This is a genomic window from Pseudomonas yamanorum, from assembly GCF_013386765.1.
Taxonomy (GTDB): domain Bacteria; phylum Pseudomonadota; class Gammaproteobacteria; order Pseudomonadales; family Pseudomonadaceae; genus Aquipseudomonas; species Aquipseudomonas yamanorum_A.
In genome coordinates this window covers 25,849-50,437 of sequence record NZ_JACARE010000021.1, presented here as the reverse complement: position 1 = coordinate 50,437, position 24,589 = coordinate 25,849, and the positions used below count along the sequence as shown (strand labels likewise).

The 24,589-nt window shown below is 62.1% G+C and carries 22 protein-coding genes; 10 read left to right on the top strand and 12 right to left on the bottom strand.

Going from position 1 to position 24,589, the window contains the following annotated elements:
* Positions 1-292 precede the first annotated feature (292 nt).
* From HX875_RS17500 to HX875_RS17485, 4 genes are all read right to left on the bottom strand, one after another.
* Positions 293-925: an N-carbamoylsarcosine amidohydrolase gene (locus tag HX875_RS17500; RefSeq protein WP_177044134.1), complete on the bottom strand. Its 633-nt coding sequence runs from the start codon at positions 923-925 to the stop codon at positions 293-295.
* Between the two features lie 137 nt (positions 926-1,062).
* Positions 1,063-1,815: a maleate cis-trans isomerase family protein gene (locus HX875_RS17495; protein ID WP_177044133.1), complete on the bottom strand. Its 753-nt coding sequence runs from the start codon at positions 1,813-1,815 to the stop codon at positions 1,063-1,065.
* Between the two features lie 11 nt (positions 1,816-1,826).
* Positions 1,827-2,636, bottom strand: coding sequence for an alpha/beta fold hydrolase (locus HX875_RS17490; RefSeq protein ID WP_177044132.1), 810 nt, complete (start codon positions 2,634-2,636; stop codon positions 1,827-1,829).
* Positions 2,633-3,766 carry an FAD-dependent monooxygenase gene (locus HX875_RS17485; RefSeq protein WP_177044131.1) on the bottom strand — a complete coding sequence of 378 codons (1,134 nt, stop codon included), beginning with the start codon at positions 3,764-3,766 and terminating at the stop codon, positions 2,633-2,635. Before HX875_RS17485 ends, HX875_RS17490 begins: the two co-directional genes overlap by 4 nt.
* Before the next feature lie 308 nt (positions 3,767-4,074).
* Between HX875_RS17485 and HX875_RS17480 the strand changes: the two genes are divergently transcribed.
* The 4 genes from HX875_RS17480 (at position 4,075) to HX875_RS17465 (ending at position 10,057) form a co-directional block, all read left to right on the top strand.
* Positions 4,075-5,127, top strand: a complete 1,053-nt coding sequence (locus tag HX875_RS17480) for a 2,5-dihydroxypyridine 5,6-dioxygenase (protein WP_177044130.1) — start codon at positions 4,075-4,077, stop codon at positions 5,125-5,127.
* A gap of 190 nt (positions 5,128-5,317) precedes the next feature.
* A complete protein-coding gene (locus tag HX875_RS17475) occupies positions 5,318-5,752 on the top strand; it encodes a MarR family winged helix-turn-helix transcriptional regulator (protein WP_177044129.1) in 435 nt (144 codons plus the stop codon).
* Between the two features lie 275 nt (positions 5,753-6,027).
* Positions 6,028-6,504, top strand: coding sequence for a (2Fe-2S)-binding protein (locus HX875_RS17470; RefSeq protein ID WP_177044128.1), 477 nt, complete (start codon positions 6,028-6,030; stop codon positions 6,502-6,504).
* Positions 6,505-6,520: 16 nt separating this feature from the next.
* The gene (locus HX875_RS17465; protein ID WP_177044127.1) at positions 6,521-10,057 is read left to right on the top strand and encodes a molybdopterin cofactor-binding domain-containing protein; all 3,537 of its coding nucleotides are present in this window, start codon (positions 6,521-6,523) and stop codon (positions 10,055-10,057) included.
* 98 nt (positions 10,058-10,155) lie between these two features.
* On the opposite strand, the gene HX875_RS17460 is transcribed toward HX875_RS17465, so the two are convergent.
* Positions 10,156-10,791, bottom strand: a complete 636-nt coding sequence (locus tag HX875_RS17460) for a TetR/AcrR family transcriptional regulator (RefSeq protein WP_177044126.1) — start codon at positions 10,789-10,791, stop codon at positions 10,156-10,158.
* Between the two features lie 153 nt (positions 10,792-10,944).
* Here HX875_RS17460 and ggt point away from each other — a divergent pair, with 153 nt between their 5' ends.
* A complete protein-coding gene (gene ggt / locus HX875_RS17455) occupies positions 10,945-12,669 on the top strand; it encodes a gamma-glutamyltransferase (RefSeq protein WP_177044125.1) in 1,725 nt (574 codons plus the stop codon).
* A gap of 94 nt (positions 12,670-12,763) precedes the next feature.
* On the opposite strand, the gene HX875_RS17450 is transcribed toward ggt, so the two are convergent.
* The 3 genes from HX875_RS17450 to HX875_RS17440 all read right to left on the bottom strand — a co-directional run bounded on the left by HX875_RS17450 (position 12,764) and on the right by HX875_RS17440 (position 15,663).
* On the bottom strand, positions 12,764-13,285 hold the full coding sequence (locus HX875_RS17450; protein ID WP_177044124.1) for an AAA family ATPase: 522 nt from the start codon (positions 13,283-13,285) through the stop codon (positions 12,764-12,766).
* Positions 13,282-13,845: a nicotinamide riboside transporter PnuC gene (pnuC, locus tag HX875_RS17445; RefSeq protein ID WP_177044123.1), complete on the bottom strand. Its 564-nt coding sequence runs from the start codon at positions 13,843-13,845 to the stop codon at positions 13,282-13,284. Before pnuC ends, HX875_RS17450 begins: the two co-directional genes overlap by 4 nt.
* Before the next feature lie 183 nt (positions 13,846-14,028).
* Complete coding sequence (locus HX875_RS17440) at positions 14,029-15,663, bottom strand: methyl-accepting chemotaxis protein (protein WP_177044122.1); 1,635 nt, start codon at positions 15,661-15,663, stop codon at positions 14,029-14,031.
* Between the two features lie 230 nt (positions 15,664-15,893).
* On the opposite strand from HX875_RS17440, the gene HX875_RS17435 reads away from it, so the two are divergent.
* Together HX875_RS17435 and HX875_RS17430 are read left to right on the top strand one after the other, a co-directional pair.
* Positions 15,894-16,724 carry an undecaprenyl-diphosphate phosphatase gene (locus tag HX875_RS17435; protein ID WP_177044121.1) on the top strand — a complete coding sequence of 277 codons (831 nt, stop codon included), beginning with the start codon at positions 15,894-15,896 and terminating at the stop codon, positions 16,722-16,724.
* Positions 16,721-17,104: a DUF1294 domain-containing protein gene (locus tag HX875_RS17430; RefSeq protein WP_177044120.1), complete on the top strand. Its 384-nt coding sequence runs from the start codon at positions 16,721-16,723 to the stop codon at positions 17,102-17,104. Before HX875_RS17435 ends, HX875_RS17430 begins: the two co-directional genes overlap by 4 nt.
* Here the strand turns inward: HX875_RS17430 and HX875_RS17425 are convergent.
* Positions 17,087-17,449 (bottom strand): MmcQ/YjbR family DNA-binding protein, encoded by a 363-nt coding sequence (locus tag HX875_RS17425; RefSeq protein ID WP_177044119.1) that lies wholly within the window; start codon positions 17,447-17,449, stop codon positions 17,087-17,089. The two genes, HX875_RS17430 and HX875_RS17425, sit on opposite strands and share 18 nt — an antisense overlap.
* Positions 17,446-18,354, bottom strand: a complete 909-nt coding sequence (locus HX875_RS17420) for a LysR substrate-binding domain-containing protein (protein ID WP_177044118.1) — start codon at positions 18,352-18,354, stop codon at positions 17,446-17,448. Before HX875_RS17420 ends, HX875_RS17425 begins: the two co-directional genes overlap by 4 nt.
* A 123-nt stretch (positions 18,355-18,477) precedes the next feature.
* Between HX875_RS17420 and HX875_RS17415 the strand changes: the two genes are divergently transcribed.
* The 3 genes from HX875_RS17415 (at position 18,478) to HX875_RS17405 (ending at position 21,413) form a co-directional block, all read left to right on the top strand.
* Positions 18,478-19,416 carry an AraC family transcriptional regulator gene (locus tag HX875_RS17415; RefSeq protein WP_177044117.1) on the top strand — a complete coding sequence of 313 codons (939 nt, stop codon included), beginning with the start codon at positions 18,478-18,480 and terminating at the stop codon, positions 19,414-19,416.
* A gap of 120 nt (positions 19,417-19,536) precedes the next feature.
* Positions 19,537-20,148, top strand: a complete 612-nt coding sequence (locus HX875_RS17410; RefSeq protein ID WP_177044116.1) for an FMN-dependent NADH-azoreductase — start codon at positions 19,537-19,539, stop codon at positions 20,146-20,148.
* 227 nt (positions 20,149-20,375) lie between these two features.
* Positions 20,376-21,413, top strand: a complete 1,038-nt coding sequence (locus tag HX875_RS17405) for an alpha/beta hydrolase family protein (protein WP_008436172.1) — start codon at positions 20,376-20,378, stop codon at positions 21,411-21,413.
* Here the strand turns inward: HX875_RS17405 and HX875_RS17400 are convergent.
* Together HX875_RS17400 and HX875_RS17395 are read right to left on the bottom strand one after the other, a co-directional pair.
* Complete coding sequence (locus tag HX875_RS17400; protein ID WP_177044115.1) at positions 21,407-22,591, bottom strand: MFS transporter; 1,185 nt, start codon at positions 22,589-22,591, stop codon at positions 21,407-21,409. The genes HX875_RS17405 and HX875_RS17400 overlap by 7 nt on opposite strands.
* A 253-nt stretch (positions 22,592-22,844) precedes the next feature.
* Positions 22,845-24,434, bottom strand: coding sequence for an ABC-F family ATPase (locus HX875_RS17395; RefSeq protein ID WP_177044114.1), 1,590 nt, complete (start codon positions 24,432-24,434; stop codon positions 22,845-22,847).
* Positions 24,435-24,589: the final 155 nt, after the last annotated feature.

Here is a 24,589-nt window from a genome sequence, read left to right as displayed (position 1 = left end):
TTATGGTTTTTATACAGCCGCTTTTTCAGCACTTCGGAGTGCTGTGAAAGCGACTTCCAAAGGCAGTGACAGAAGACTGGGAGCTGCACTGGTTTTCCACTGTAGGAGCTGGTTTCTGTGGGAGCTGGGCTTGTCCGCGATGCATGCGACTCGGGGTGTCAGGTACATTGAGTCGATGCTATCGCAGGCAAGCCAGCTCCTACAGGTTGCAGCGTCCAGCTTTGAATGAATTCCAGGGTGAGCTCTCAGTTTTTTCCGGACCACGCTCTTTGTCGTGGTTCCTGTTGACGCGTTATTGCTCCTTGAACTTGCTCATCGCCTCCTGCTTGCTGACCACGTCGCCGTACTTGCTGTCGATATCAAACAGGTTGGCTTCATGGGGCGCCGGGTGGCGGTCGCCGACGCATTCGCGCACGACGATGGTGCGAAACCCGTGTTGCACGGCGTCCACTGCGGTGGCGCGGATGCAGCCGCTGGTGGAGCAACCGGCGAGCACCACGGTGTCGATGCCCTGGGCGTGCAGCATCGGGGCCAGGCTGCTGCCGAAAAACGCGCTGGCGTATTGTTTGGTGATCACCACTTCATTGGCCAGGGGCAGGACTTCGGGGCAGAAGGCGGCGAGGGGGTTGCCCTCGACCATGTCTTTCATCACCGGGGCCTTTTTTACCCAGATACCGCCGTCGGCGAAATGGCCGGGATGGTAGCGGATATTGGTGTGCACCACGCTGATCCCGTGGCGGCGTGCGCTGGCCAGCAGTTCGACGCTTTCGGTCACGGCACTGACCACGCCCGGCGCGAACAAGGGCGCGCCTTCGGTGGTGTAGCCTTGCATGAAGTCGATCATCAGCAGGGCGGACTTTTTGCCGAAGCCGATTCGGTTGCCCCAGACACCCTGGTAGTTGGCGTCGGCGGATTGTTCGCTCATCTTTCAGTCCTCGGTAATGGACAGTGCACATACCTTGTGGCGAGGGAGCTTGCTCCCGTTGGACTGCGTAGCAGGCCTATTTTTTGGGGGCGCTTCGCACCCCAGCGGGAGCAAGCTCCCTCACCACAAAAGCGTTTTTAGTAGGCGCCGGAGAGCAGGGCGCCGGCGCCGGGGACGATGGGTTCCAGGTCCAGGGCCTTGAGCATGGCGTAGGTGGTGGCGATGGCGGCGGTGAGTACCGGCAGGCCGGTTTGCGCTTCGACCTTGGCCACCACCGGCAGCGACTGCATTTGCACGCAGGCCGACAGCACGATCACGTCGACGCCTTCCAGGTTCATCCCGGCAACGATGGCCGGCAGCTTGGCCGGATCGTGGCGGGCCACTTCGAGGTTGTCGGGGATTTCCAGGGCGCGCCAGTCCACCACTTCAAAGCCTTCTTCGCGGATGTAGTTCACCACCAGTTCGGTCAGCGGCTTCATGTAGGGCGCGACGATGGCGATGCGCTTGGCACCCATCACTTTCAGGCCTTCGATCAAGGCGCCGGCACTGGTGATCACCGGGGCGTTGGCGTCATTGTCGGCGGTGGCCTTGCGCAGGCGTTGCTCGGAGTTGCGGTGGTAGCCCAATCCCATGGCCATGATTGCCACCAGGCAGGCGTAACCCAGCACGTCGACCTTGGCGTCGGACAGTTCGATGGCGCAACGGTCGGATTCACCGTCCATTGCTGCCAGCTCCTCCTTGCGCACCTGCTTCATGCGCATGCGGCTGGAGTGAAAGGTGAAACGTTCCGGGCGGATTGCCTGGCGCGCGTTGAGCATCGCCGGGATCTCGGTTTCCATGGTGGTGTTGGAACTCGGCACGATCTGGCCGATGCGGTAAGGCTTGAGCATGGTGGTCTCCGTTATGCAGTCAGGGGCTGGCCGAGGAAGTCGCCGAAGGCTGCGAAAAAGCCTTCAAGGTCGTCCCAGGGGATCATGTGTCCGGCATTCGGCACATGGGCCACCTGCAGGCTTGGCTGTAACTGCCGGACTTCCTCGACATCTTCGGGCTGAATAACACCGCCGCGTCCGGCAACAATCAGCAGGGCAGGCGCCTCCAGGTGCGGCAGGTCCTGGTGGAAGTCGACGGTATGGAAGTCATTGAACGCGCGCACGATGGCCGGTTCGTAGCAGGTGTGCAGCCATTCGGCGCGCAGTTGCAGCTGCTCGTCGGTCCAGGTGGCGCAGAAGGTGCGCATGGCCTCGGCGTCCATACCCACCAGCGACTGGCGAATCGAATCGACGTACCACGGCAGTTTGCTCGGGTATTCACGGCGGCCGGGGCCGGACACTGGCGGGTCGATCAGCACCACGCGGTTGACACCCTGGGGATGGCGCACCGCACTGCGCACGGCAAACCGCGCGCCCATGGAATGGCCCACGAGGTGATAGCTGTCGAGCTTCAAGGCATCGGCAAACGCACCAATGTCATCGGCACAGGTGTCGGCGCTGTAATCCAGTTCCGGGCCGGTGGACGACAGGCCGCGACCACGCACATCCAGCACATAGGTATCGAAATGCAGGCCCAGGCGCTCTGCGACAAAGCCCCAGGTAATCGCCGGGCTGGTAATCCCGGGGATCAGGATCAGTGCCGGGCCCTTGCCGCCGTAGCGCAGGTAATGCTGGCGAATGCCGTTGGCCTGGACGTTGCCGCCGTAGAGAAAGCTGCTCACGCGGCCACCCCCGATTTCAGCTGTTGGGCGTAGAGGTCATAGCCGTAGACCCAGTCCGGGTCTTCCTGGGTGCGCAGCCAGGTGTTGGCGTTGGACACGGCCTGTACCCGGGAAGCACGTTCCTTGCGGTTGGCTTCATACAGTTCGAAGGCGGTGCGGTAGTCGCTGATGCCGGTTTCCTGCAGGCAGCGGGTGAGCATCGCTGCATCTTCGATGGCCATGCCGGCGCCCTGGGCCATGTGCGGCTTCATCGGGTGGCAGGCATCCCCCAGCAACACCAGGCGACCACGGCTCCACAATGGCAGCGGGTTACGGTTGCGCAACGGCCACTTGGTCACGCTTTCGGTGGATTCGATCAGTGCCTGGACGGTGGGGTGGTAGCCCTTGAAGGCGTCGAACATCTCTTCGCGGCTGCTGTCGACGAAGGCACCCTGGAAGTCCCATTCCGGGTGCGGCACGCCGGTGACGTAGTAGTACTCGTCGCGCTTGCCGGTGGTGTAGTAGACCATCATGTGCCGGTCCTCGGTCCACCACTTGATGCAGTCTTCGAACTTGAGGTCGTACTTGGCCAGTTGATCGCCACGGATCAGCGCACGGTGGGCGACCCAGCCGCTGTACAGCGGCTTTTCGGCACCCAGCAGCTCTTCGCGAATGCGTGAGTTGATGCCGTCGGCGCCGATCACGATGTCGGCGTAGGTCACTTCGCCGTCGGCAAAGGTCAGGCGCACCTGGGTGTCGGTTTCTTCGAGGGTTTCCAGGCGTTTGTTGAAGTGCAGGGTGCCGGGCTTGAGGGTGGACATCTGCAGCGCGTGCAGGTCACCACGGTGCACGGTGATGTAGGACGCGCCGTAGCCGGTCAAAGGGATGCGTGACAGGTAGTCGCCGGTTTCACCGTCGCGGCTGAACCAGTGCTCGGGGTGCGAGCCCATCAGGTCCAGCTGCTTTTCGATGCCCATGCGCCGGAAGATTTTCATGATGTTGGGCCCCATGTGGATCCCGGCACCCAGGCGGGAAAACTCCGGCGCCTGCTCAAAGATGTCCACGTCAAACCCTGCTTGTTGCAGCAGGGTGGCAGCGGCGGCACCGCCAAGGCCGGCGCCGACGATTGCGATTTTTTGTGTGCTTCCCATGGGGCGTGGTCCTCTTTTTCGAATGATGGCCGGCGGCGTCTGTCCGCAAGGTTTTTAAAGTGTATACGCTCATTTTTTCAAATGAAAAGCCCACGCCTGAAAAATTGTTTTTTTGGCCATATGGATCCCCTGTAACCGTTTATCTCCATATTTCATTGGCTATGTGTGAATTGGTAACGTTTTGGCGCGGCGCTTGCAGTCCATGCCGAAATCAGTTCTTATTTTGGATAAATGGCGTATACGCTATAAAAATGCACTAGTGTGAAGCGCACTGCCAGATCTTGGTGCAGCCGCTGAGGAGAGAGGAAATGCCAGTAAGTGATTGCGAACTGACCCAGATGTTTGAGCACGTGTTGAAGCTCTCGAAGGTGGACCCGACCCAGAGCGTCGCCGTGCTCAAGAGCCATTACTCCGACCCGCGCACCGTGCGCGCCGCCATGGACGCGGCGCAGCGTCTGGGGGCCAAGGTGTACGCGGTGGAACTGCCGTCGTTCAACCATCCCCGGGCGATGGGCAATGACATGACTGCCTATTGCGGCGACACCGCGCTGACCGGCAACATCGCGGCCCAGCGGGCGCTGGAGGCGGCCGACCTGATCGTCGACACCATGATGTTGCTGCACTCGCCGGAGCAGGAGCAGATCCTCAAGACCGGCACACGCATCCTGCTGGCGGTGGAACCCCCGGAAGTGCTGGCGCGCATGCTGCCGACCGAGGAAGACAAGGTGCGGGTACTGGCCGCCGAACAACTGCTGAAAAAGGCCCGCTCGATCCACGTCAAATCCCGCGCCGGCAGTGATTTCCGCGCGGCGTTGGGGCAATACCCGTCAGTCACCGAATACGGCTTTGCCGACGAACCGGGACGCTGGGATCACTGGCCGAGCGGCTTCCTGTTCTCCTGGCCCAACGAAGAGACCGCCGAAGGCGTGCTGGTGCTGGACATCGGCGACATCCTGCTGCCGTTCAAGACCTACACCCGGGAGAAAATCACCCTGGAGATCGAAAAGGGCTTCATCACCAGAATTCATGGCGGGTTCGAGGCCGAATACCTGCGCGACTACATGAAATACTTCAATGATCCCGAGGTGTACGGCATCTCCCACATCGGCTGGGGCCTGCAGCCACGGGCGCAATGGACGGCCATGGGCCTGCACGACAAGAACGACGGCATGTGCATGGACGCCCGGGCGTTCTACGGCAACTTCCTGTTCTCCACCGGCCCGAACACCGAAGTCGGCGGCACCCGCAAGACGCCGTGCCACATGGACATCCCGCTGCGCAACTGCGACGTCTACCTCGATGATGAGGCCGTCGTCATCGCCGGCGACGTCGTAGCCCCCCCAGCCTCCCTGGCACGCTAAAAATCCCCTGTAGGAGCTGGCTTGCCAGCGATAGCGGAGTGTCAGACAACAGAGAGCTGGCTGATCCCCCGCAATCGCAGGCAAGCCAGCTCCCACATGCGATTCGGTTCCTTCAGTGGCTGATGCTTGAGTCCAACCCACAACCCCGCCATCATGCCACCCCATCGACCACCGCCTTCCCGAGCCCGCCGTGCCTGATTCCTACGTTTTCTCCGAGCAAGTTGGCCACCTGCTGCGCAAGGCCTACCAACGCCACCTGGCGATCTTCCAGCAGAACGTCGGCGACTCCCAGCTCACCGCCGTGCAGTTCGTCACCCTCTGCGCCCTGCGCGATCATGGTGCAAGCTCGCTGACCGAACTGGTCAAGGCCACCGCCGTCGACCAGGCCACCATCCGCGGCATCGTCGAGCGGCTCAAGGCCCGCGAACTGATCACCCTCGAGCCCGACCCCCAGGACAAGCGCAAAGTCGTGGTCAACCTCTCTGCCTCCGGCGCCACGCTGGTGCAGCAAACCGTGCCCTGCGCCGCGACCATCACCGAACTGACCCTGAGCAACCTCAACCCCGCCGAGCGCGTGGCCGTGCTGTTCCTGCTACGCAAAATGATCGACGACCCCCAAAACTGATACCCCCCCAGGGCTGAAACCCAACCCCTTTTGTGGCGAGGGAGCTTGCTCCCGCTGGACTGCGCAGCAGGCCCATTTTTTTGGGGTCGCTTCGCAACCCAGCGGGAGCAAGCTCCCTCGCCACAGGAACTCACCCATCTTCTGGCACCGTTTTTGCTCTGCTTGATGTAGTAACCACTTCACCAGAAAAGTGTGTCGCGAGACCCCAGGTACGCGACGCTTTTTTTTGACTACTTGATGTAGTGGGCACTTCACCAAAGCCATGGGCGACACGAATGATCAGCCAGCACATCACGGTAACGCTTGAGGTCAACGGCCACACCACACACGTCAGCGCGATGGCCGACACCCCGCTATTGCTGATCCTGCGCAATGACCTGCAACTCAACGGCCCCAAATACGGCTGCGGCCTGGGGGAGTGCGGCGCCTGCACGGTGATCATCGATGGCGTGGCCGCACGCTCCTGCGTCTTCCCCTTGTCGGGCGCCGTGGGCCGCGACATCGTCACCCTCGAAGGCCTCGGTACGCGCGAAACCCCGCACCGGGTGCAACAAGCCTTTATCGACGAGCAGGCCGCCCAGTGCGGCTACTGCCTCAACGGCATGATCATGACCGCCAAGGCCTTGCTCGACCGCAACCCCAACCCCAGCGAAGCCGAGGTGCGCACCGAACTGTCGGGCAACCTGTGCCGCTGCGGCACCCATATCGAAATCCTCCGCGCGGTGCTGCGTGCCGCCCGCCAAACGCCTTGAACGTGGATCGATGACCATGACTGACGCAATTCCTTCCCGCGACCAATGGCTGGCCAAGGCCGGCGTCCTGCTGATCGTCGACGACGTGCTGCCGCCCTCGGGGCCGGTGGCCAAGGGCGGCACACCGACCGTCAAGCCCAAGGAGCTGGGGCTGTTTATCGCGGTGAACGATGACGGGCGGGTGTACGCCTTCAACGGGCATGTGGACCTGGGCACCGGCATTCGCACGTCGCTGGCGCAGATCGTCGCCGAGGAACTGGACCTGACGATGGAGCAGGTGTGCATGGTGCTGGGCGACACCGAGCGCGTGCCGAACCAGGGCGCGACCATTGCCAGTGCGACGCTGCAAATCTCCGCGATCCCGCTGCGCAACGCCGCCGCTGAAGCGCGGCGTTTCCTGCTGGCGCGGGCGGCGCAACGCTGGTCGGTCAACCCACAACGTCTCAAGGTAGAAGCGGGCGTCATCAGCGCCGAAGACGGACGCACCACCACCTACAGCGAGCTGGTGACGGGCGAACATGACGAACTGCGCATCAGCGGCGATGCACCGCTGAAAGCCACCGCGGATTACCGCCTGGTGGGCAAGGGTGCCGCCCGGGTCGATATCCCCGGCAAGGCCACTGGCGAGCTGACCTACGTCCACGACATGCGCGTTCCGGACATGCTCCACGGCCGGGTAATTCGCCCGCCGTATGCGGGGCTGGATTGCGGTGATTTTGTCGGCAATAGCCTGTTGAGTGTCGACGAGTCCTCCATCGCCCATATCCCGGGCATCGTCGCGGTGGTGGTGATCCGTGATTTTGTCGGCGTGGTCGCGTTGCGCGAGGAACAGGCGATCAAGGCCGCCCAGGAACTGCTGGTGCACTGGAAACCCTGGAACAATCAACTACCGGACATGAGTGATGTAGAGCAGGCGATTCGCGACAACCCCCGGGTACGCCGCACGGTACTCGACCAGGGCAACGTCGACGAAGCCCTGGCCGCCGCCAGCCAGCGCATGCCGCGCACCTACCTGTGGCCGTACCAGATGCACGGCTCCATCGGGCCGTCCTGCGGCGTGGCTGACTACCAGCCCGGGATCAGCCGGGTCTGGTCCGGCAGCCAGAACCCGCACCTGCTGCGGGCCGACCTGGCCTGGCTGCTGGAGTGCCCGGAGGAGTCCATCGACGTGATCCGTATGGAAGCCTCCGGCTGTTACGGGCGCAACTGCGCCGACGATGTATGCGCCGACGCCTTGCTGTTGTCCCGCGCGGTGGGCAAACCGGTGCGGGTGCAACTGACCCGCGAGCAGGAACACCTGTGGGAACCCAAGGGCACCGCGCAATTGATGGATGTGGACGGCGGCCTGAATGCCGACGGCAGCATCGCCGCCTATGACTTTGAAACCAGCTACCCGTCCAACGGCGCGCCTACCTTGGCGCTGTTGCTGACCGGCCGGGTCGAGCCGGTGGCGGCCATGTTCGAGATGGGCGACCGCACGTCGATCCCGCCTTACGAGATCGAGCACATGCGCGTCACCATCAACGACATGGCGCCGATCGTGCGCGCCTCATGGATGCGCGGCGTATCGGCGCTGCCCAACACCTTCGCCCATGAGTCCTATATCGACGAACTGGCCTTCGCCGCCGGCGTCGATCCAGTGGAATACCGCCTGCGTTACCTGAAGGACGAACGCGCCATCGACCTGGTGAAATCCACCGCCGAACGGGCCAACTGGGCACCGCGCACCGCACCGATGCAAACCGCCAATGAAGACCACCTGCTGCGGGGCCGGGGCTTTGCCTACGCGCGCTACATCCACAGCAAGTTCCCCGGCTTCGGTGCGGCCTGGGCGGCCTGGGTGGCGGACGTGGCCATCGACAAGCAGACCGGCGACGTCTCGGTGACCCGCGTGGTGATCGGCCATGACTCGGGCATGATGATCAACCCGGCGGGCGTGCAGCATCAGATCCACGGCAATGTGATCCAGTCCACCAGCCGCGTGCTCAAGGAGCGCGTGACCTTTGAAGAGTCGACCGTGGCGAGCAAGGAGTGGGGCGGTTATCCGATCCTGACCTTCCCTGAAGTGCCGCAGATCGACGTACTGATGATGCCGCGCCAGGACCAGCCGCCGATGGGCGCCGGTGAGTCGGCCTCGGTGCCCAGCGCGGCGGCAATTGCCAATGCGATCTATGACGCCACCGGCATTCGTTTTCGCGAACTGCCGATCACCCCTGAGCGCGTGTTGGCGGCGCTGAATGCGGGCACGCTGGGCGAGCCGGCAAAGTCCCCGGAAAAACGCCGCAAATGGTTGTTCGGTTCATTGTTCGCAGCCTTTGGGGCGGTGTTGGGCATGGCCGCCACTGCGTGGCCGTTCCACAGTGAAATCGCCCCGATTGCACCGCCCGGCGCCGGCACCTGGTCCAAGGCCACCCTGGAGCGCGGTCGGTTGCTGGCGGCGGTAGGGGATTGCGCGGTGTGCCACACGGCGCCGGGCGGGGCGACCAATGCCGGCGGGCTGGCGATGCACACGCCATTCGGCACGCTCTACAGCAGCAACATCACCCCGGATGAGAAGACCGGGATTGGCAACTGGTCCTACCCGGCGTTCGAGCGGGCGATGCGCGATGGCATTGGCCGCGACGGGCGCAACCTGTACCCGGCGTTTCCCTATACGGCATTTCGCAATATCAACGATGCCGACATGCAGGCGCTGTATGCCTACCTGATGTCCCAGGCACCCGTGAGCCAGGCGCCGGTGCCGAATGCGATGCGTTTTCCGTTCAATATCCGCCCGTTGATGGCCGGGTGGAACGCGCTGTTTTTGCGTCGGGGGGAAATCACTGTGCAACCACAGCGCAGTGAGCAATGGAACCGCGGGGCCTATCTGGTCAATGGCCTGGGGCACTGCGCGGCGTGCCATTCGCCGCGCAACCTGATGGGCGCGGAGAAGGGCGGCAAGGCATTCCTGGCCGGTGGCATGGTGGATGGCTGGGAAGCACCGGCCTTGAATGGCTTGTCCAAGGCACCCACGCCCTGGACCGAAGACCAGCTGTTCACTTATCTGAGCACCGGCTATTCCGACGCACACGGCGTGGCGACAGGGCCGATGGGACCGGTCGTAACTGAATTGGCGAAATTGCCCAAGACCGATATCCGCGCGATGGCCGTATACCTGGCCTCGCTGAACGACAGCGGCGCACCAGAAGCACAGGTGGTGGCCGCCGTTACGCGGCCCAATGCGAATGGCCGCCGGGTATTCGAAGGTTCGTGCAAGGCCTGCCATGCCGACGGGCAGGGGCCGAAACTGTTCGGGGTCAGCCCGTCACTGGCGACCAACACCAACGTGCACAGCGACCAGCCGGACAACCTGATCAAGGTGATCCTGCAAGGCATCAGCACCCCGGCGACCAAGGACCTGGGCTATATGCCCGCGTTCAAGGACAGCCTGTCCAACACCCAGGTAGCGGATTTGGCCGCCTACCTGCGCGGGCGCTTTGCACCTGATGCACCACAGTGGGAGGGCCTGGAAAAAACCGTGGCACACCTGCGAGCGAACCCTGGCACTCACTGAAAGCTCCAAGCCATATGGAGATCAAATGTGGGAGCTGGCTTGCCTGCGATAGCGGTGGTGACTGGTACACCGCTATCGCAGGCAAGCCAGCTCCCACATTACCGTACGCCGCGCAACACCAAATCACTGATAAACCCCAGCCAGTCCCGCTGCTGCCCCTTGTCCGCCAGATCCTCCCCCAAAAACGAACTAAGCGTGTGCTGGTTGGAATTGTAGAAGTAGCACAACGAAGCAATCATCAAGTAAACATGCTTGATGTCCACATCCTCACGAAACAACCCCTGCGCCTGACCCGCCTCGATGATCGGCCGCAACACCCCAACCGCCTCCCCCGACAACCGCCGCAACTCCCCGGACTGCTTCGCGTGCTTGCCCTTGTGCAGGTTCTCGATACTCAGGATCGCCACAAACTCGGGATGCTTGACGTAGTAATTCCAGATAAACCCCACCAGTGCCTGCAAGGCTTGCACCGGCGCACTCAGGTCGAGCTTGAGTTTGCTTTCGGCCTTGTTGAACTGTTCATAGGTGTGCTCCAGCACACACACAAACAGATGTTCCTTGCTGCCGAAGTAGTAATACAGCATGCGGTCGTTGGAGTCGGCCTCCCGAGAGATGCTTTCGACGCGGCCGCCGGAATAGCCGTCGCGGGTGAAGACCTTGACCGCCGCCTGGAGAATCCGCGCGCGGGTCTGGTCGGCTTGCTGGGCGCGGATACCGGTCTTCTTGAGCACCATCGAAAAGCCTCTGCTGCACAGCGTAAAGGCCCGGAATATAGCATGGGCATTATTCCGTTACCGACAGGCTCTGTCACAAACGCGGCATAACGCTGGGGCTTGTGTTCGAAACGTACTACTTTCTAATTCTTCCAATAAACAGAGTAGCCAGGGATGAAATACCAACCGTTTACCCGAACATTGATTGCCACGGCGCTGGTGCTGACCGTCAGCGGCGTACAGGCGGCCTCCCAGGCCCCGGTGGCTGGCGAAAATGGCATGGTGGTCACGGCCCAGCACCTAGCCACCCACGTGGGCGTGGATGTGCTCAAGGCCGGTGGCAACGCGGTGGATGCGGCGGTGGCGGTGGGTTACGCCCTGGCCGTGGTCTACCCGGCGGCCGGCAACCTGGGCGGCGGCGGCTTCATGACCGTGCAGTTGGCCGACGGGCGCAAGACCTTCCTCGACTTCCGCGAAAAAGCCCCGTTGGCAGCGACGGCCGACATGTACCTGGACAAGGACGGCAACGTCGTCCCCGACCTCAGCTCCAAGGGCCACCTGGCGGTCGGCGTTCCCGGCACCGTGTCGGGCATGGAACTGGCGCTGAGCAAATACGGCACCCTCAAGCGCGCCCAGGTGATCGCCCCGGCCATCAAGCTGGCCGAAGACGGCTTTGCCCTGGAGCAGGGCGATGTCGACCTGCTGCACACGGCCACTGACGAATTCAAGAAAGACAAAGACCTGCGCGGCATCTTTCTGCACGGCGGCGAACCGATGCTGGTGGGCCAGAAACTGGTGCAGAAAGACCTGGCGAAAACCCTGCGGGAAATCTCCGCCAAGGGCACCGACGGCTTCTACAAGGGCTGGGTAGCCAAGGCGATTGTCGATTCCAGCCAGTCAGGCAAGGGCATCATCACCCAGGCCGACCTGGACAAATACAAGACCCGCGAACTGGCGCCCATCGAGTGTGACTACCGCGGCTACCACGTGGTTTCTGCGCCACCACCGAGCTCTGGCGGCGTGGTGATCTGCGAGATCATGAACATCCTGGAAGGCTATCCGATGGCCGACCTTGGCTATCACTCGGCCCAAGGCCTGCACTACCAGATCGAGGCCATGCGCCACGCCTACGTTGACCGCAACAGCTACCTCGGCGACCCGGACTTCGTGCAAAACCCGGTCGACCATCTGCTGGACAAGGACTACGCCGCCAAACTGCGCGCCGCCATCGACCCGCAGAAAGCCGGGATCTCCCAGGACATCAAACCCGGGGTATCGCCTCACGAGGGCAATAACACCACCCACTATTCCATCGTCGACAAGTGGGGCAACGCAGTTTCGGTGACCTACACCCTCAACGACTGGTTTGGCGCTGGCGTGATGGCGAGCAAGACCGGGGTGATCCTCAACGACGAAATGGACGACTTCACCTCCAAGATCGGCGTGCCGAACATGTACGGCCTGGTCCAGGGAGAAGCCAACGCCATCGCCCCGGGCAAGACGCCGCTGTCGTCCATGAGCCCGACCATCGTCACCAAGGACGGCAAGGCGGTGATGGTGGTGGGTACGCCGGGTGGCAGCCGCATCATTACGGCCACACTGCTGACCATCCTCAACGTGATCGACTACAAGATGAACATCCAGGAAGCCGTGGACGCGCCGCGTTTCCACCAGCAATGGCTGCCTGAGGCGACCAATATCGAGCGCTTTGCCCTGAGCCCCGATACCCAGAAAATCCTCGAAGGCTGGGGCCACAAGTTTGCAGGTCCCCAGGACGCGAACCACCTGGCGGCGATCCTGGTGGGCGCGCCGTCCCTGGATGGCAAACCGGTCGGCAACAACCGTTTCTACGGGGCCAACGACCCTCGGCGCAATACCGGGTTGTCGCTGGGCTACTGAGGCGTCAACCCTTCGTGTTCTCCCTGGTGGCTGCGGAAAAAAGCCAGGGAGAGCGCGATATCATCATGGGACAGCTGGGTGGCAGCTGCGCGGTTTAATCCAGCAGTTGCTCCACAGCTGAAAACGCCTGCGCTCGGCGGGCGTGCCAATCCCCACGGATTATCCGCAGCGGCTGATGATGTTGCTCCAGCCAGTCACGGCTGGCCTGAAAGAATGCGAGGCGGTCGGCGAACTCCGGCTGGCAGCGTTGGCCGTCGGCGGTCCATTCCACATCCTCGGGCGACAGCAGCAGGTGCAAGTCGTAATGGCGGGCCAGCAGCTCGCTGTCGAGCCACGGCGGGCAGTCGCCAAACAGGGTCTGGCTCCAGAGCTTGTTGGTCAGCAGGTTGGTGTCCAGGATCAGCAATGCCGGCTGCGCGGCGCGGGCGGCGTCTTCCCGGGCCAGTTGGCCGCGGGCGATCTCGGGGATATCGGCCAGGGTGGTATCGCGCTGGTGCTGGTCGATGAAATGGCGCACGTATTCGTCCACCATCATCCCGCCAAAGTGCGCCTGCAACTGCGCTGCCAACCAGCTTTTGCCGCTGGATTCCGGGCCGGCCAGTACCACGACTTTCATGGCTGCAACGCCGGGTCGGCGCGCCATTCGCGCCAGCCCTGCACGGCGATCACGGTAAACAAGGCATAGAGCGCGGCGGTCAGGTACAGGCCTTTGTAGAGGAACAGCCCGACGAAGATCACATCCACGGTGATCCACAGCGGCCAGCACTGTACGCGTTTTTGCGCCATCCACATTTGCGCCACCAGGCTGAAGCCGGTGAGGGCGGCATCCAGCCAGGGTTGGGCGGCGTCGGTCCAGTGGGCCATGGCGGCACCCAGCAACAGGCTGCCTACGGCACCCACGGCCAGGCCTTGCAGGATCGGTTGCAGCCCCAGGCTGGTGACCTGCCGGCCTTGCCTGACCTCGCCGGCGCGGGTCCACTGCCACCAGCCGTAGAGTTGCAGGGCGGCGTAGATCACTTGCAGCAGCATGTCGGAGTAGAGCTTCACGTCGAAGAAGATCCAGGTGTACAGCAGCACCATCACCAGGCCGATGGGCCAGCACCACGGGTTCTGTTTGACCGTCAACCAGACAGCGATCACCCCCAGGGCGGCGGCAAACAGTTCAAGCCCGGACATGGCGGTTCCTTGGGGGAGTCGAAGAGGGCGGTGATTGTAACCAGAGTGGCGCATTCCTCAAACTCCGTAGCAGCTGTCGAGCCTTGGCGAGGCTGCGTTGGCAGCACCAGAGCTGCCGAGCCAGGCACGATACCTCGTCGCGCCTGACGCAGCCTCGCCAAGGCTCGACAGCTGCTACGGGGGTCAGACCTTGAATTGGCGCAGAAGGCCGTCCAACTGTTCGCTCAAGCCTTTCAGGTGCGTACTCGCCACGCTCGACTGTTGCGCCGCCAGCGCCGTGCTGTGGGACAGCCCGGCTGCCTGGGTGACGTTCTGGTTGATGTCTTCCACCACATGCGCCTGCTGCAACGTGGCACTGGCAATCGACGCATTCAGGCCATTGAGATTACGCAACGCCTGGCCGATGGCGGTCAGACTCGCTCCGGCCTGGCCCGCTTGCTCAATGGTCAGTTGCGAAGCCTGGTGGCTGTCGCTGATCACCTTGACCGCCGCTTCCGAATGGCTTTGCAGCCGCTCAATCATGCCCTGGATTTCTGCCGTGGATTTTTGCGTGCGCTGGGCCAGCAGCCGTACTTCATCGGCCACCACCGCAAACCCGCGTCCTTGCTCCCCGGCGCGGGCCGCCTCGATGGCGGCGTTGAGCGCCAACAGGTTGGTCTGCTCGGCGATGGAGCGGATCACTTCCAGCACGCCACCAATCTGCGTACTTTCGGCGGACAGCGTGCGAATCACTTCCACCGCCTGGCTGATGGTGGTGGAGAGCTGGTCGATCTGTTGCAGGCTGCCGTCGATATTCAGCTGGCCCTGTTCGGCCTGTACCTGGGCATCACGCATTTCACTGGCGGCGTGCTCGGCATTCTTGGCCACATCCTGCACGCCGTAGGTGACTTCGTTGATCGCCGTCGCCACCAGTTCCATCTGCTGCGATTGCTGCTGACTGCGGTCATGGGCGTCGCTGGCATTGCTGCCCAGTTCGCTGGACGACTGGCCCAGGGCATTGGCGCAGGCCTGCAACTGGCCCACCACCTGGCGCAACTTGGCGGTAAAACTGTTGAAGTGACGGGACAATTGGGTGACTTCGTCCTGGCCGTGGGTGTCGAGGGTGCGGGTCAGGTCGCTTTCGCCGCTGGCGATATTGCCCATGGCGTTCACCGCTTGCTGCAACGGGCGCACGATGCTGCGGGCAATCAGCAGCACCAGCAGGGCCATGATCACCGCGATCACCAGGCCCACCATCGAGGCTTTCCATACCTGGCCCTGGAACTCGCCTTGCACGTCATCGACATATACGCCGGAACCGATGATCCAGCCCCAGGGTTCAAACAACTGGATGTACGAGGTCTTGGCCACCGGCGCATCCGCCCCGGGCTTGGGCCAGCGGTAATTCACCATCCCGGCGCCCTTGGCCTTGGCCAGGATCACGAACTCGTTGAACACCGCAAAACCGTCCGGATCGCGAATGGCCGACAGGTTCTGGCCATCGAGCTTGGGGTTTGCCGGATGCATGATCATCACGGGCGTGAGGTCGTTGATCCAGAAGTAATCGTCATGCCCGTAGCGCAAACCGCGGACCACGCTCAAGGCTTGCTTCTGGGCCGCTTCGCGGGTCAGGACGCCGCTGGTTTCGAGGCTGTGATAATAAGTCAGGATCCCGTTGGCGGTCTGGACCACGCGCTGGGTCTGCTCACTCTTGGCCTGGTAAAGGTCGCCATGAATCTGCTTGAGCATAAGCAGACCGAGGGTTAGCAGCATCAGCACGGCGACAATCAGGATCAGCCAGAGGCGTCGGCTGATGGACATGTTGCGCAAACTGTTCATGGTCCTGTCACTCCGTGTTCTTATAATTTTAGGTGCCGCATCGACATTTCCGGCTTGTCTGATAGGCTTTCGGCCCAGAATCAAAAAACCTGAGTCCTGCCTGATTTTTCACGGAATTTTCGCAGCCCGGTCTTGATTATCTGCGCTGCTTTCGCCGCGCATTCGTCGTTAGTGAACACTTAAAAAATTATGTTAGAGGCGTGCCACAGGCATGACCTTTGGGGGAATCGATGGATCTTTGGACCGCCGCTCAGGCGCTGATACTCGGGGTTGTAGAAGGGCTGACGGAGTTTTTGCCGATCTCCAGTACCGGGCACCAGATTATCGTCGCCGACTTGATCAACTTCGGTGGCGAGCGCTTTGAAGCGTTCAATATCATCATCCAGCTGGGCGCAATCCTGGCGGTGGTGTGGGAGTTTCGACGCAAGATCCTGGACGTGGTGATCGGCTTGCCGACCCAGCGCAATGCCCAGCGCTTCACCGTCAACCTGATCATCGCCGTATTGCCGGCGGTGGTGCTGGGGGTGATATTTGCCGACCTGATCAAGCATTACCTGTTCAACCCGATCACCGTGGCGGCAGCGCTGGTGGTGGGCGGTGTCATCATGTTGTGGGCCGAGCGTCGCCAGCATGAAGTGCACGCCGAAACCGTCGACCAGATCACCTGGAAGGACGCCCTCAAAGTCGGCTTCGCCCAGTGCCTGGCGATGATTCCAGGTACCTCGCGTTCGGGCGCGACCATCATCGGCGGCCTGTTGTTCGGCCTGTCACGCAAGACCGCCACCGAGTTCTCGTTCTTCCTGGCCATGCCCACCATGGTCGGCGCGGCGGTGTACTCGGGCTACAAGTACCGCCACCTGTTCCAGCCGGACGATTTACCGGTGTTTGCCATCGGCTTTGTCACCTCGTTCATCTTCGCGATGATCGCGGTCAAGGCGCTGCTCAAGTTCATCGCCAGCCACAGCTATGCGGCGTTTGCCTGGTACCGCATCGCCTTCGGCCTGGTGATCCTGGCCACCTGGCAGTTCGGCTGGATCGACTGGTCGGCCGTCAAGCCATGAACATCCAGCATCCGCGCTTCAAGGCGCTGGTGTTTGCCCTGTTATGCGCCGCGCCGCTGTTTGGTTCGGCGTTGCTGTGGTACCGCGGGGTTTCGCTGATCCCGCTGGTGGCTTATGGCGTGGTCAGCGTGGTGGCGTTCCTGCTGTACTGGAGCGACAAGCGCAAGGCCCGCGAAGACAGCTGGCGCACCCCGGAAAACGTCCTGCATGCCGTGGAGCTGGCAGGCGGCTGGCCGGGGGCGTTGATCGCCCAGCAGGTGTTCCGCCACAAGACGCGCAAGGTGTCTTATCAGGTGGCGTTCTGGCTGATCGTGTTACTGCACGAGGTGTTCTGGATTGACCAGTTGTTCCTCGGCGGCACGCTATTCTCGATCTTCTAGCAGCAAGCCGACCTGCGTGCGCTTGGGCAGCTTGCTCACCACCAACTGGTGGGAACGCTGCAACAGGCCACGCAGTTCTTCGGCGCCCAACGGGTAGGGCGCTTCCATGATGATCCACTGCGCCCGCGCCAGGTACGGCGCCGGATGGATACCCGGGCGGTCTACGTGGCCCAGGAACAGCTCCTTGTCGACCTTGAAGGCCAGCGAATCACCCCGCAGGTGCTGCAAGGCGAACATCTTGTTGCCGGCGATGGAAAACACCCGCACGCCGCCCCATTTGTAGTCTTCCCGCGCGCCGGGCAAGCCCAGGCAAAATTGGGCGACTTGTTCTTCGGTCATTCTCATAACAAACGGTCTCCACATCCTTTGAAGGCGTTATCCAGGTGATCGATCCAGGCTCGCACGGCCGGCAACACGCCGCGCCGATGGGGGTAAACCGCCTGCAACCAGCCGCCCGGCAATGACCATTGCGGCAACAGTTGCACCAACTGGCCGCTGGCCAGCTCCTCCTCGCAATACATCATCGGCAACACCGTAAATCCCAGGCTGGCAAGGGCGCACGCCTTGCGTACCAGGAAATCGTCGATGCCCAGCCGGGCTTCCATGGCCAGGTCATGGCTGATGCCCTCCGGGCTCAGCATGCGGAAGTGCACCATGCGGTCTGCTTCCAGGGCGCCCAGCACCGGCAGTTGCTTGAGGTCTTCCAGGGTGGTGATCTGCCGGTCACGCACAAAGGCGGGGCTGGCGACAATGGCGGTCTGTGCCTGGCGCAGGCGCTTGGTCACCAGCAACGGGTCTTCGTCCCCCAGTTCACGCACGCGCAAGGCCACATCAATGCCTTCGGCCACCAGGTCGACGCGGCGGTTGACCAGGTTCATCTCCAGCTGCACCAGCGGGTTGGCGGTGAGAAACTCCGCCACCACGGTCTGCAGGAACTGGTGAGCCAGGCCCACCGGGCTGCTGACCCGCAGCCGGCCCCGGGGCTCGCTGGACATGCTGGCCACGGCTTCGTCGGCCATTTCCGCCTCCAGCAGCATTGCCTGGCAGTGGCGCAGGTAGCGCTCACCCACGGCGGTGAGTGTCAGTTGGCGGGTGGTGCGTTGCAGCAAGCGTGCGCCGAGGCGTTCTTCCAGCTCGGCAATGCGCCGTGACAGTCGGGACTTGGGAATCCCCAGCAACCGCCCGGCGGCGGCGAAACCGCCGGCTTCCACTACTTTGGCGAAATAGTAGAGGTCATTCAGATCTTGCATGGTGGGCCTATTGTCCTGTCGATGGGACGAACTATCCGCGCCTGACGTCGGCAAATCCACCCCCAACTGGTCACTGAAGCATTGGCGGGTTACCTTCTGGCTTTCCTCGGCCTGTGCATTGCGATGAACCTTGAACATCCCCGTAACCGCAGAATCATCGACTTGATGGGACAGTTGGCGCCCGTGGAGGGCTACAACCTGACACCTCTGGATGACGTGCGTTTCCTGCGTTCCAACCGGCCGTTGACGCGGATTCCGGTGCTTTACGACCCGGGGATCGTGATCGTGTGCCAGGGCCGCAAGCGCGGTTATCTGGGGGAAGACGTCTACGTCTACGATGCCCGGCACTATCTGGTGGTCTCGGTACCGGTGCCGTTCACCATGGAAACCGAGGCCAGTGAAGCAGAGCCGATGCTCGCGGTGTACCTGCGCCTGGATTTCAAGCTGGCCGCCGAGCTGATGCTGGAACTCGACGCGTTGGCCCCATCGCCGCAAGCCAGGCCCAAGGGCATGTACGCCTCGCCGATGGACGACAAGCTCAGCGGGTCGTTGTTGCGCTTCCTGGAGGTGATGAGCGTGCCGGTTGAAGCACAGGTACTCGGCCCGACCCTGATGCGGGAAATCTACTACCGCATCCTCACAGGCGAGCAGGGCGGCTCGATGCGTGCGGCACTGAATCTCCAGGGCCAGTTCGGCAAGGTGGCCCGGGCGATTCGCAAGATCCACGCGTGTTATGACCAGCGCCTGGGGGTGGAAGAGCTGGCCAACGAAGCGATGATGAGCGTGCCGAGTTTTCATGCGCACTTTCGCACGGTGACCGACACCTCGCCCATGCAGTACCTGAAGTCGACGCGCTTGCACCAGGCGCGGCTGCTGATGCTGAGGAGTGACATCACTGCCGCCACGGCCTGCGCCAAGGTCGGGTACGAGAGCGCCTCGCAGTTCAGCCGTGAGTTCAAGCGGTTTTTTGGGCGCACGCCCCATGAAGAGATTGACTGGATGAAGCGCACCTATGCGTTGCCTGCACCCACGAGTGCGTCTATCTATGTTTCGTCACATTAGAATCACTGTCCTGTCAGTGGGACAAACAATCGCATTCTGTCCGACTAATCGTCGATTGGTTTCATCTGTAGGCTTATTTCCATTCCGTCGCCCCTGGCGATGCTTACTTGGAGATAACCCATGAAACTGTTGCATATCGATTCAAGCATCCTCGGCGACAACTCGGTTTCCCGTCAGTTGAGCGCCGGCGTCGTCAAGACCTGGCAGGCAGCCGAGCCAGGCGTTGAAGTGACCTACCGTGACTTGGCTGGCGAAGGCATCAACCACTTTTCCGGCGTGACCCTGGGTGCACTGGGCACCGCTGCCGAATTGCGTGATGCCGTGCAGAAGCACGAAGCCGAGCTGAGTGCCAACACCCTTGCCGAATTCCTCGCCGCCGACGCGATTGTATTGGCTGCACCGATGTACAACTTCACCATTCCGACCCAGCTCAAGGCGTGGATCGACCGTATCGCCGTTGCCGGCCAGACTTTCCGCTACACCGAAAACGGCCCTGAAGGCCTGGCCGGTGGCAAGAAAGTCATCATCGTGTCGACATCCGGCGGCCTGCACGTTGGCCAGCCTACCGGTGTGGCGCACGAAGACTACTTGAAAGTGCTGCTGGGTTTCCTCGGTATCACCGACATCGAAATCGTCCGCGCTCACGGCCTGGGCTACGGCGAAGAAGTGCGCAACAAGGCTATCAGCGACGCCAACGTAGTCATCAACGAACAATTGTTCGCTGCCGCGTAAGACTTGTGTAAATTTTGCTGCTCCTCGATATCAATCTGATCCGAGGCGCCTAAACTCTGTATTCTGCTCGCCTGAAAAGCGATCGGAGTACGGAGTTTTTTCGTTTACCCGCTGTCACTACTTTGGCCCAGGTTATGCACGCATGGGTAAACCCTGCCAGTCCGAGCGCCTGAACCATGGATATTTCAATAGCTACGCGGGCTTACGCAACAAAGGTGGACATCCCCATGATGCGTCTTTGTGCAGTCTTGGTTCTTTCCCTGCTCGGCGGCCTGATTTCAGTGCAAGCCGCGCCTGCGCCGCACCCTCATTGGAGTGTGGGCTTTCACCGCATGACGTTTCTCGACCCGCTGGACCTGCAGCCGATGAAAGCCGTCGCGTTCTATCCGTCCACCGGCCTGGAACACACCACCCAGGTGGGCGCTTATCACATTGCCGCCACTGAAGACTCGAAGATCGCCATTGGCCGCTTTCCGATGTTGATGCTGTCCCACGGCAACACCGGCACGCCCCTGGCCTTGCACGACCTTGCCACCTCTCTGGCACGCAAGGGTTTTGTGGTGGTGGCGGTGCTGCACCCGGGCGACAACTACAAGGACCACAGCCGCCTGGGCACCTTGAGCAACCTGTATGGGCGCCCGATCCAGATTTCCGAAGCCATCACCGCCACCCTCGGCGACCCGATGCTGTCGCCGTTCGTCAACGTCGACCAGGTGGGCGTCATCGGTTACTCGGCCGGTGGCGAGACCGCGCTGATCCTGGCCGGTGCCAAACCCGACCTGGACCGCCTGCGCCGCTATTGCCAGCAACGCCCAGAAGATCGCGATGCCTGCACAACCAAGGGCGAACTGATCGTCGACCGTGACGACCTGCAACCCCAGGCAGACCCGCGCATCCACGCCTTGATGTTGATGGCGCCATTGAGCCTGATGTTTGGTCGCCATACCCTGGCAGACGTGCATGTGCCGGTGCTGCTCTACAGTGGCGATGGCGACAAGCTGGTGGCCGTGGACAAGAACGCCGAGGCCCTGGCGCGCAAGCTGCCTGAACCGCCGGACTTCAAGCTGTTGGCCGGGGCAGGGCACTTCGTGTTCATGGCCCCTTGCGATGAGAGCCAACTGGCCGCGATGCCCGCCATGTGCACCGATGCGGACGGGGTGGACCGTGAAAGCATCCACCGTGACCTGATTTCCGAGGCCGGGCGGTTCTTCAATCACACCCTGGGGCAATCCACCCGGGCGGGCTTGCAGACGGCTGATCAGTAAGCGCGGCGCTTGAGCATCAAGGTCAGGCCCAGGCCGGTGACCGAGAGCAGGGCGGCGCAGAAGAAGATCCACGAATAGCCCAGGTTCAACGCCACCGCGCCCATCACCGGCCCGGCAATTGCCAGCGCCAGATCAAAAAACACTGCATACGCACTCAACCCGGCGCCCCGGCTGCTGTTGGGCACCTGCTTGATCGCCTCCACGCCCAGCGCCGGGTACACCAGTGATAACCCAAAGCCGGTCAGCCCGGCGCCAATCAACGCCACGCCGGTGGACGGTGCCAGCCACAGCAGCGTAAGGCCGAGGGTTTCGATGGTCATGCAGGCAATCGCCGCGGTGAACCCGCCGAAACGGTTGATGGCGGAGATAAACACCAGGCGCGACAGAATAAAACACACGCCAAATACCGTGAGGCACCAGGCGGCGCCAGTCCAGCCACGGCTCAGGTAGTACAGGGTGATAAAGGTGGTGAGGGTGCCGTAGCCGATCGATGCCAGGCAAAGGCTGGCGCCAAACGGCGCAATGCGTCCGAACACGGCCCAGAACGGCAGGCGCTCGCCGCGTACCACGGGCACCGAGGGTTTATTGCGGATCAGCAGCAGGCCCAGGGCCGATAGCACCGTGAGCGCGATCCCGAGGCTGGTGTAGCCGTAATCGGCAACCATCACCACGCCCAGCGGCGCGCCAATCGCAATTGCGCCGTAGGAGGCGATACCGTTCCACGAGATCGAGCGCGCGGTGTGTTCGGCGCCCACCGCGCCCATGCACCAGCTGATGGTACCGACGCCGATCAGGCCCTGGGCCACGCCCAGCAACAGGCGGCCGACGATCAAGATGCCGAGGCTCAGCAATGGCAGGCTTTGCACCAGCGTGGCGATAAACGTCAGCACACCGCTCAGCAGGATCCCGCTCAAGCCCAGCACGATGGCGCGCTTGGTGCCGACATTGTCGGACATGCGGCCCGCCATGGGGCGGCTGAGCAGCGTTGCCAGGTATTGAGAGCCGATGGTTATCCCGGCGATTACCGCGCTGAAGCCCAGTTCGCCATGGACGTAGCCGGGAATCACCGCAATCGGCAGGCCGATGCAGATGAACGCGATAAAGGTGTAGAAAACGATGGAGACGATCTGCAGGGTGATCGACAGGGAGCTGGGGGCGGCGGGCTGTGGGGCAGGCATGGGGACTCGTTCGCGGGCGGGCGGTGAGTGCATCATGGCAAGGGCCCGGAGCAAAAGGAAGCAGGCTATCTAATTTTCCGCGAGAACCTGTGGCGAGGGAGCTTGCTCCCGTTCGACTGCGTAGCAGTCGCAAACTTCTGGGGGCGCTTCGCACCCCAGCGGGAGCAAGCTCCCTCGCCACAATGTGCGCCCCTGAAATGAAAAAGCCCCGTCACACTGGACGGGGCTTTGGCGTTTCTACGGCAGGCGGTGCTTAGAAAACCACGCCTTGGCTACGCAGGTAGTCGTCATAAGTACCGCTGAAGTCGATCACGCCGCTCGGGCTCAGCTCGATGATGCGGGTCGCCAGGGACGATACGAACTCACGGTCATGGCTGACGAAGATCAGCGTGCCCGCGTAGTTTTCCAGCGCCAGGTTCAGCGCCTCGATGGATTCCATGTCCAAGTGGTTGGTCGGTTCGTCCATGATCAGCACGTTCGGCTTTTGCAGGATCAGCTTGCCGAACAGCATGCGGCCTTGCTCACCACCGGAAATCACCTTCACCGACTTGAGGATCTCGTCGTTGGAGAACAGCATGCGGCCCAGGGTGCCGCGAACCACTTGCTCGCCTTCCTTGGTCCAGCGGCCCATCCAATCGAACAGGTTGGATTCGTCTTCGAAGTCCGAAGCGTGGTCCTGGGCGTAGTAGCCCAGTTCAGCGGCGTCGGTCCATTTCACGGTGCCTGCATCCGGGGTCAGTTCGTTGACCAGGGTGCGCAGCAGGGTGGTCTTGCCGATACCGTTCGGGCCAATGATTGCCACGCGCTCGCCGGCTTCAACCTGGAAGCTGAAGTCCTTGAACAAGGTCTTGCCGTCAAAGCCTTTGGCCATGCGATCGACGATGACCGCCTGGCGGTGCAGCTTCTTGGTCTGGTCAAAGCGGATGAACGGGCTGACGCGGCTCGACGGCTTGACTTCGGCCAGCTGGATCTTGTCGATCGCCTTGGCGCGGGAAGTGGCCTGCTTGGCTTTCGAGGCGTTGGCCGAGAAGCGGCTCACGAACGATTGCAGCTCGGAGATCTGGGCTTTCTTCTTGGCGTTGTCCGACAGCAACTGCTCGCGGGACTGGGTCGCCACGGTCATGTATTCGTCGTAGTTGCCCGGGAACAGGCGCAGCTCGCCGTAGTCCAGGTCGGCCATGTGGGTGCAGACGCTGTTCAGGAAGTGACGGTCGTGAGAGATGATGATCATCAGGCTGTTACGCTGGGTCAGGATGTTTTCCAGCCAGCGAATGGTGTTGATGTCCAGGTGGTTGGTTGGCTCGTCGAGCAGCAACACTTCCGGATCGGAAAACAGTGCCTGGGCCAGCAACACACGCAGCTTCCAGCCTGGCGACACTTCGCTCATCGGGCCGTTGTGCTGCTCGATGCCGATACCCAGGCCCAGCAGCAACTCGCCAGCGCGGGATTCGGCGGTGTAGCCGTCCATCTCGGCGAAGTCGGTTTCCAGTTCAGCAACGGCCATGCCGTCGTCTTCGGTCATTTCCGGCAGCGAGTAGATGCGGTCGCGCTCGGCCTTGACCTTCCACAGCTCTTCGTGACCCATGATCACGGTGTCGAGTACGGTGAATTCTTCGTAGGCGAACTGGTCCTGGCGCAGCTTACCCAGGCGCACGTTCGGCTCCAGCATGACCTGGCCGCCCGATGGGTCGAGGTCACCACCGAGGATTTTCATGAAGGTCGACTTGCCGCAACCGTTGGCACCGATCAGGCCATAACGGTTACCTGCGCCGAACTTGACCGAAACGTTCTCAAAGAGCGGCTTGGCGCCGAACTGCATGGTGATGTTAGCTGTGGAGATCAATTACTTTACCTATCAATAGCTTGGAGTGCGCTAATTTGAGCCGGGCCCATTTTGTGGCCCAGGCCAACGGGCATACGTCGGCAGCGACATCAAGGCTTGAGGCCCAGTCGCTGAGCAGAAAAATGGGTGCATGTTGGAATTTGGCGCGCATTGTC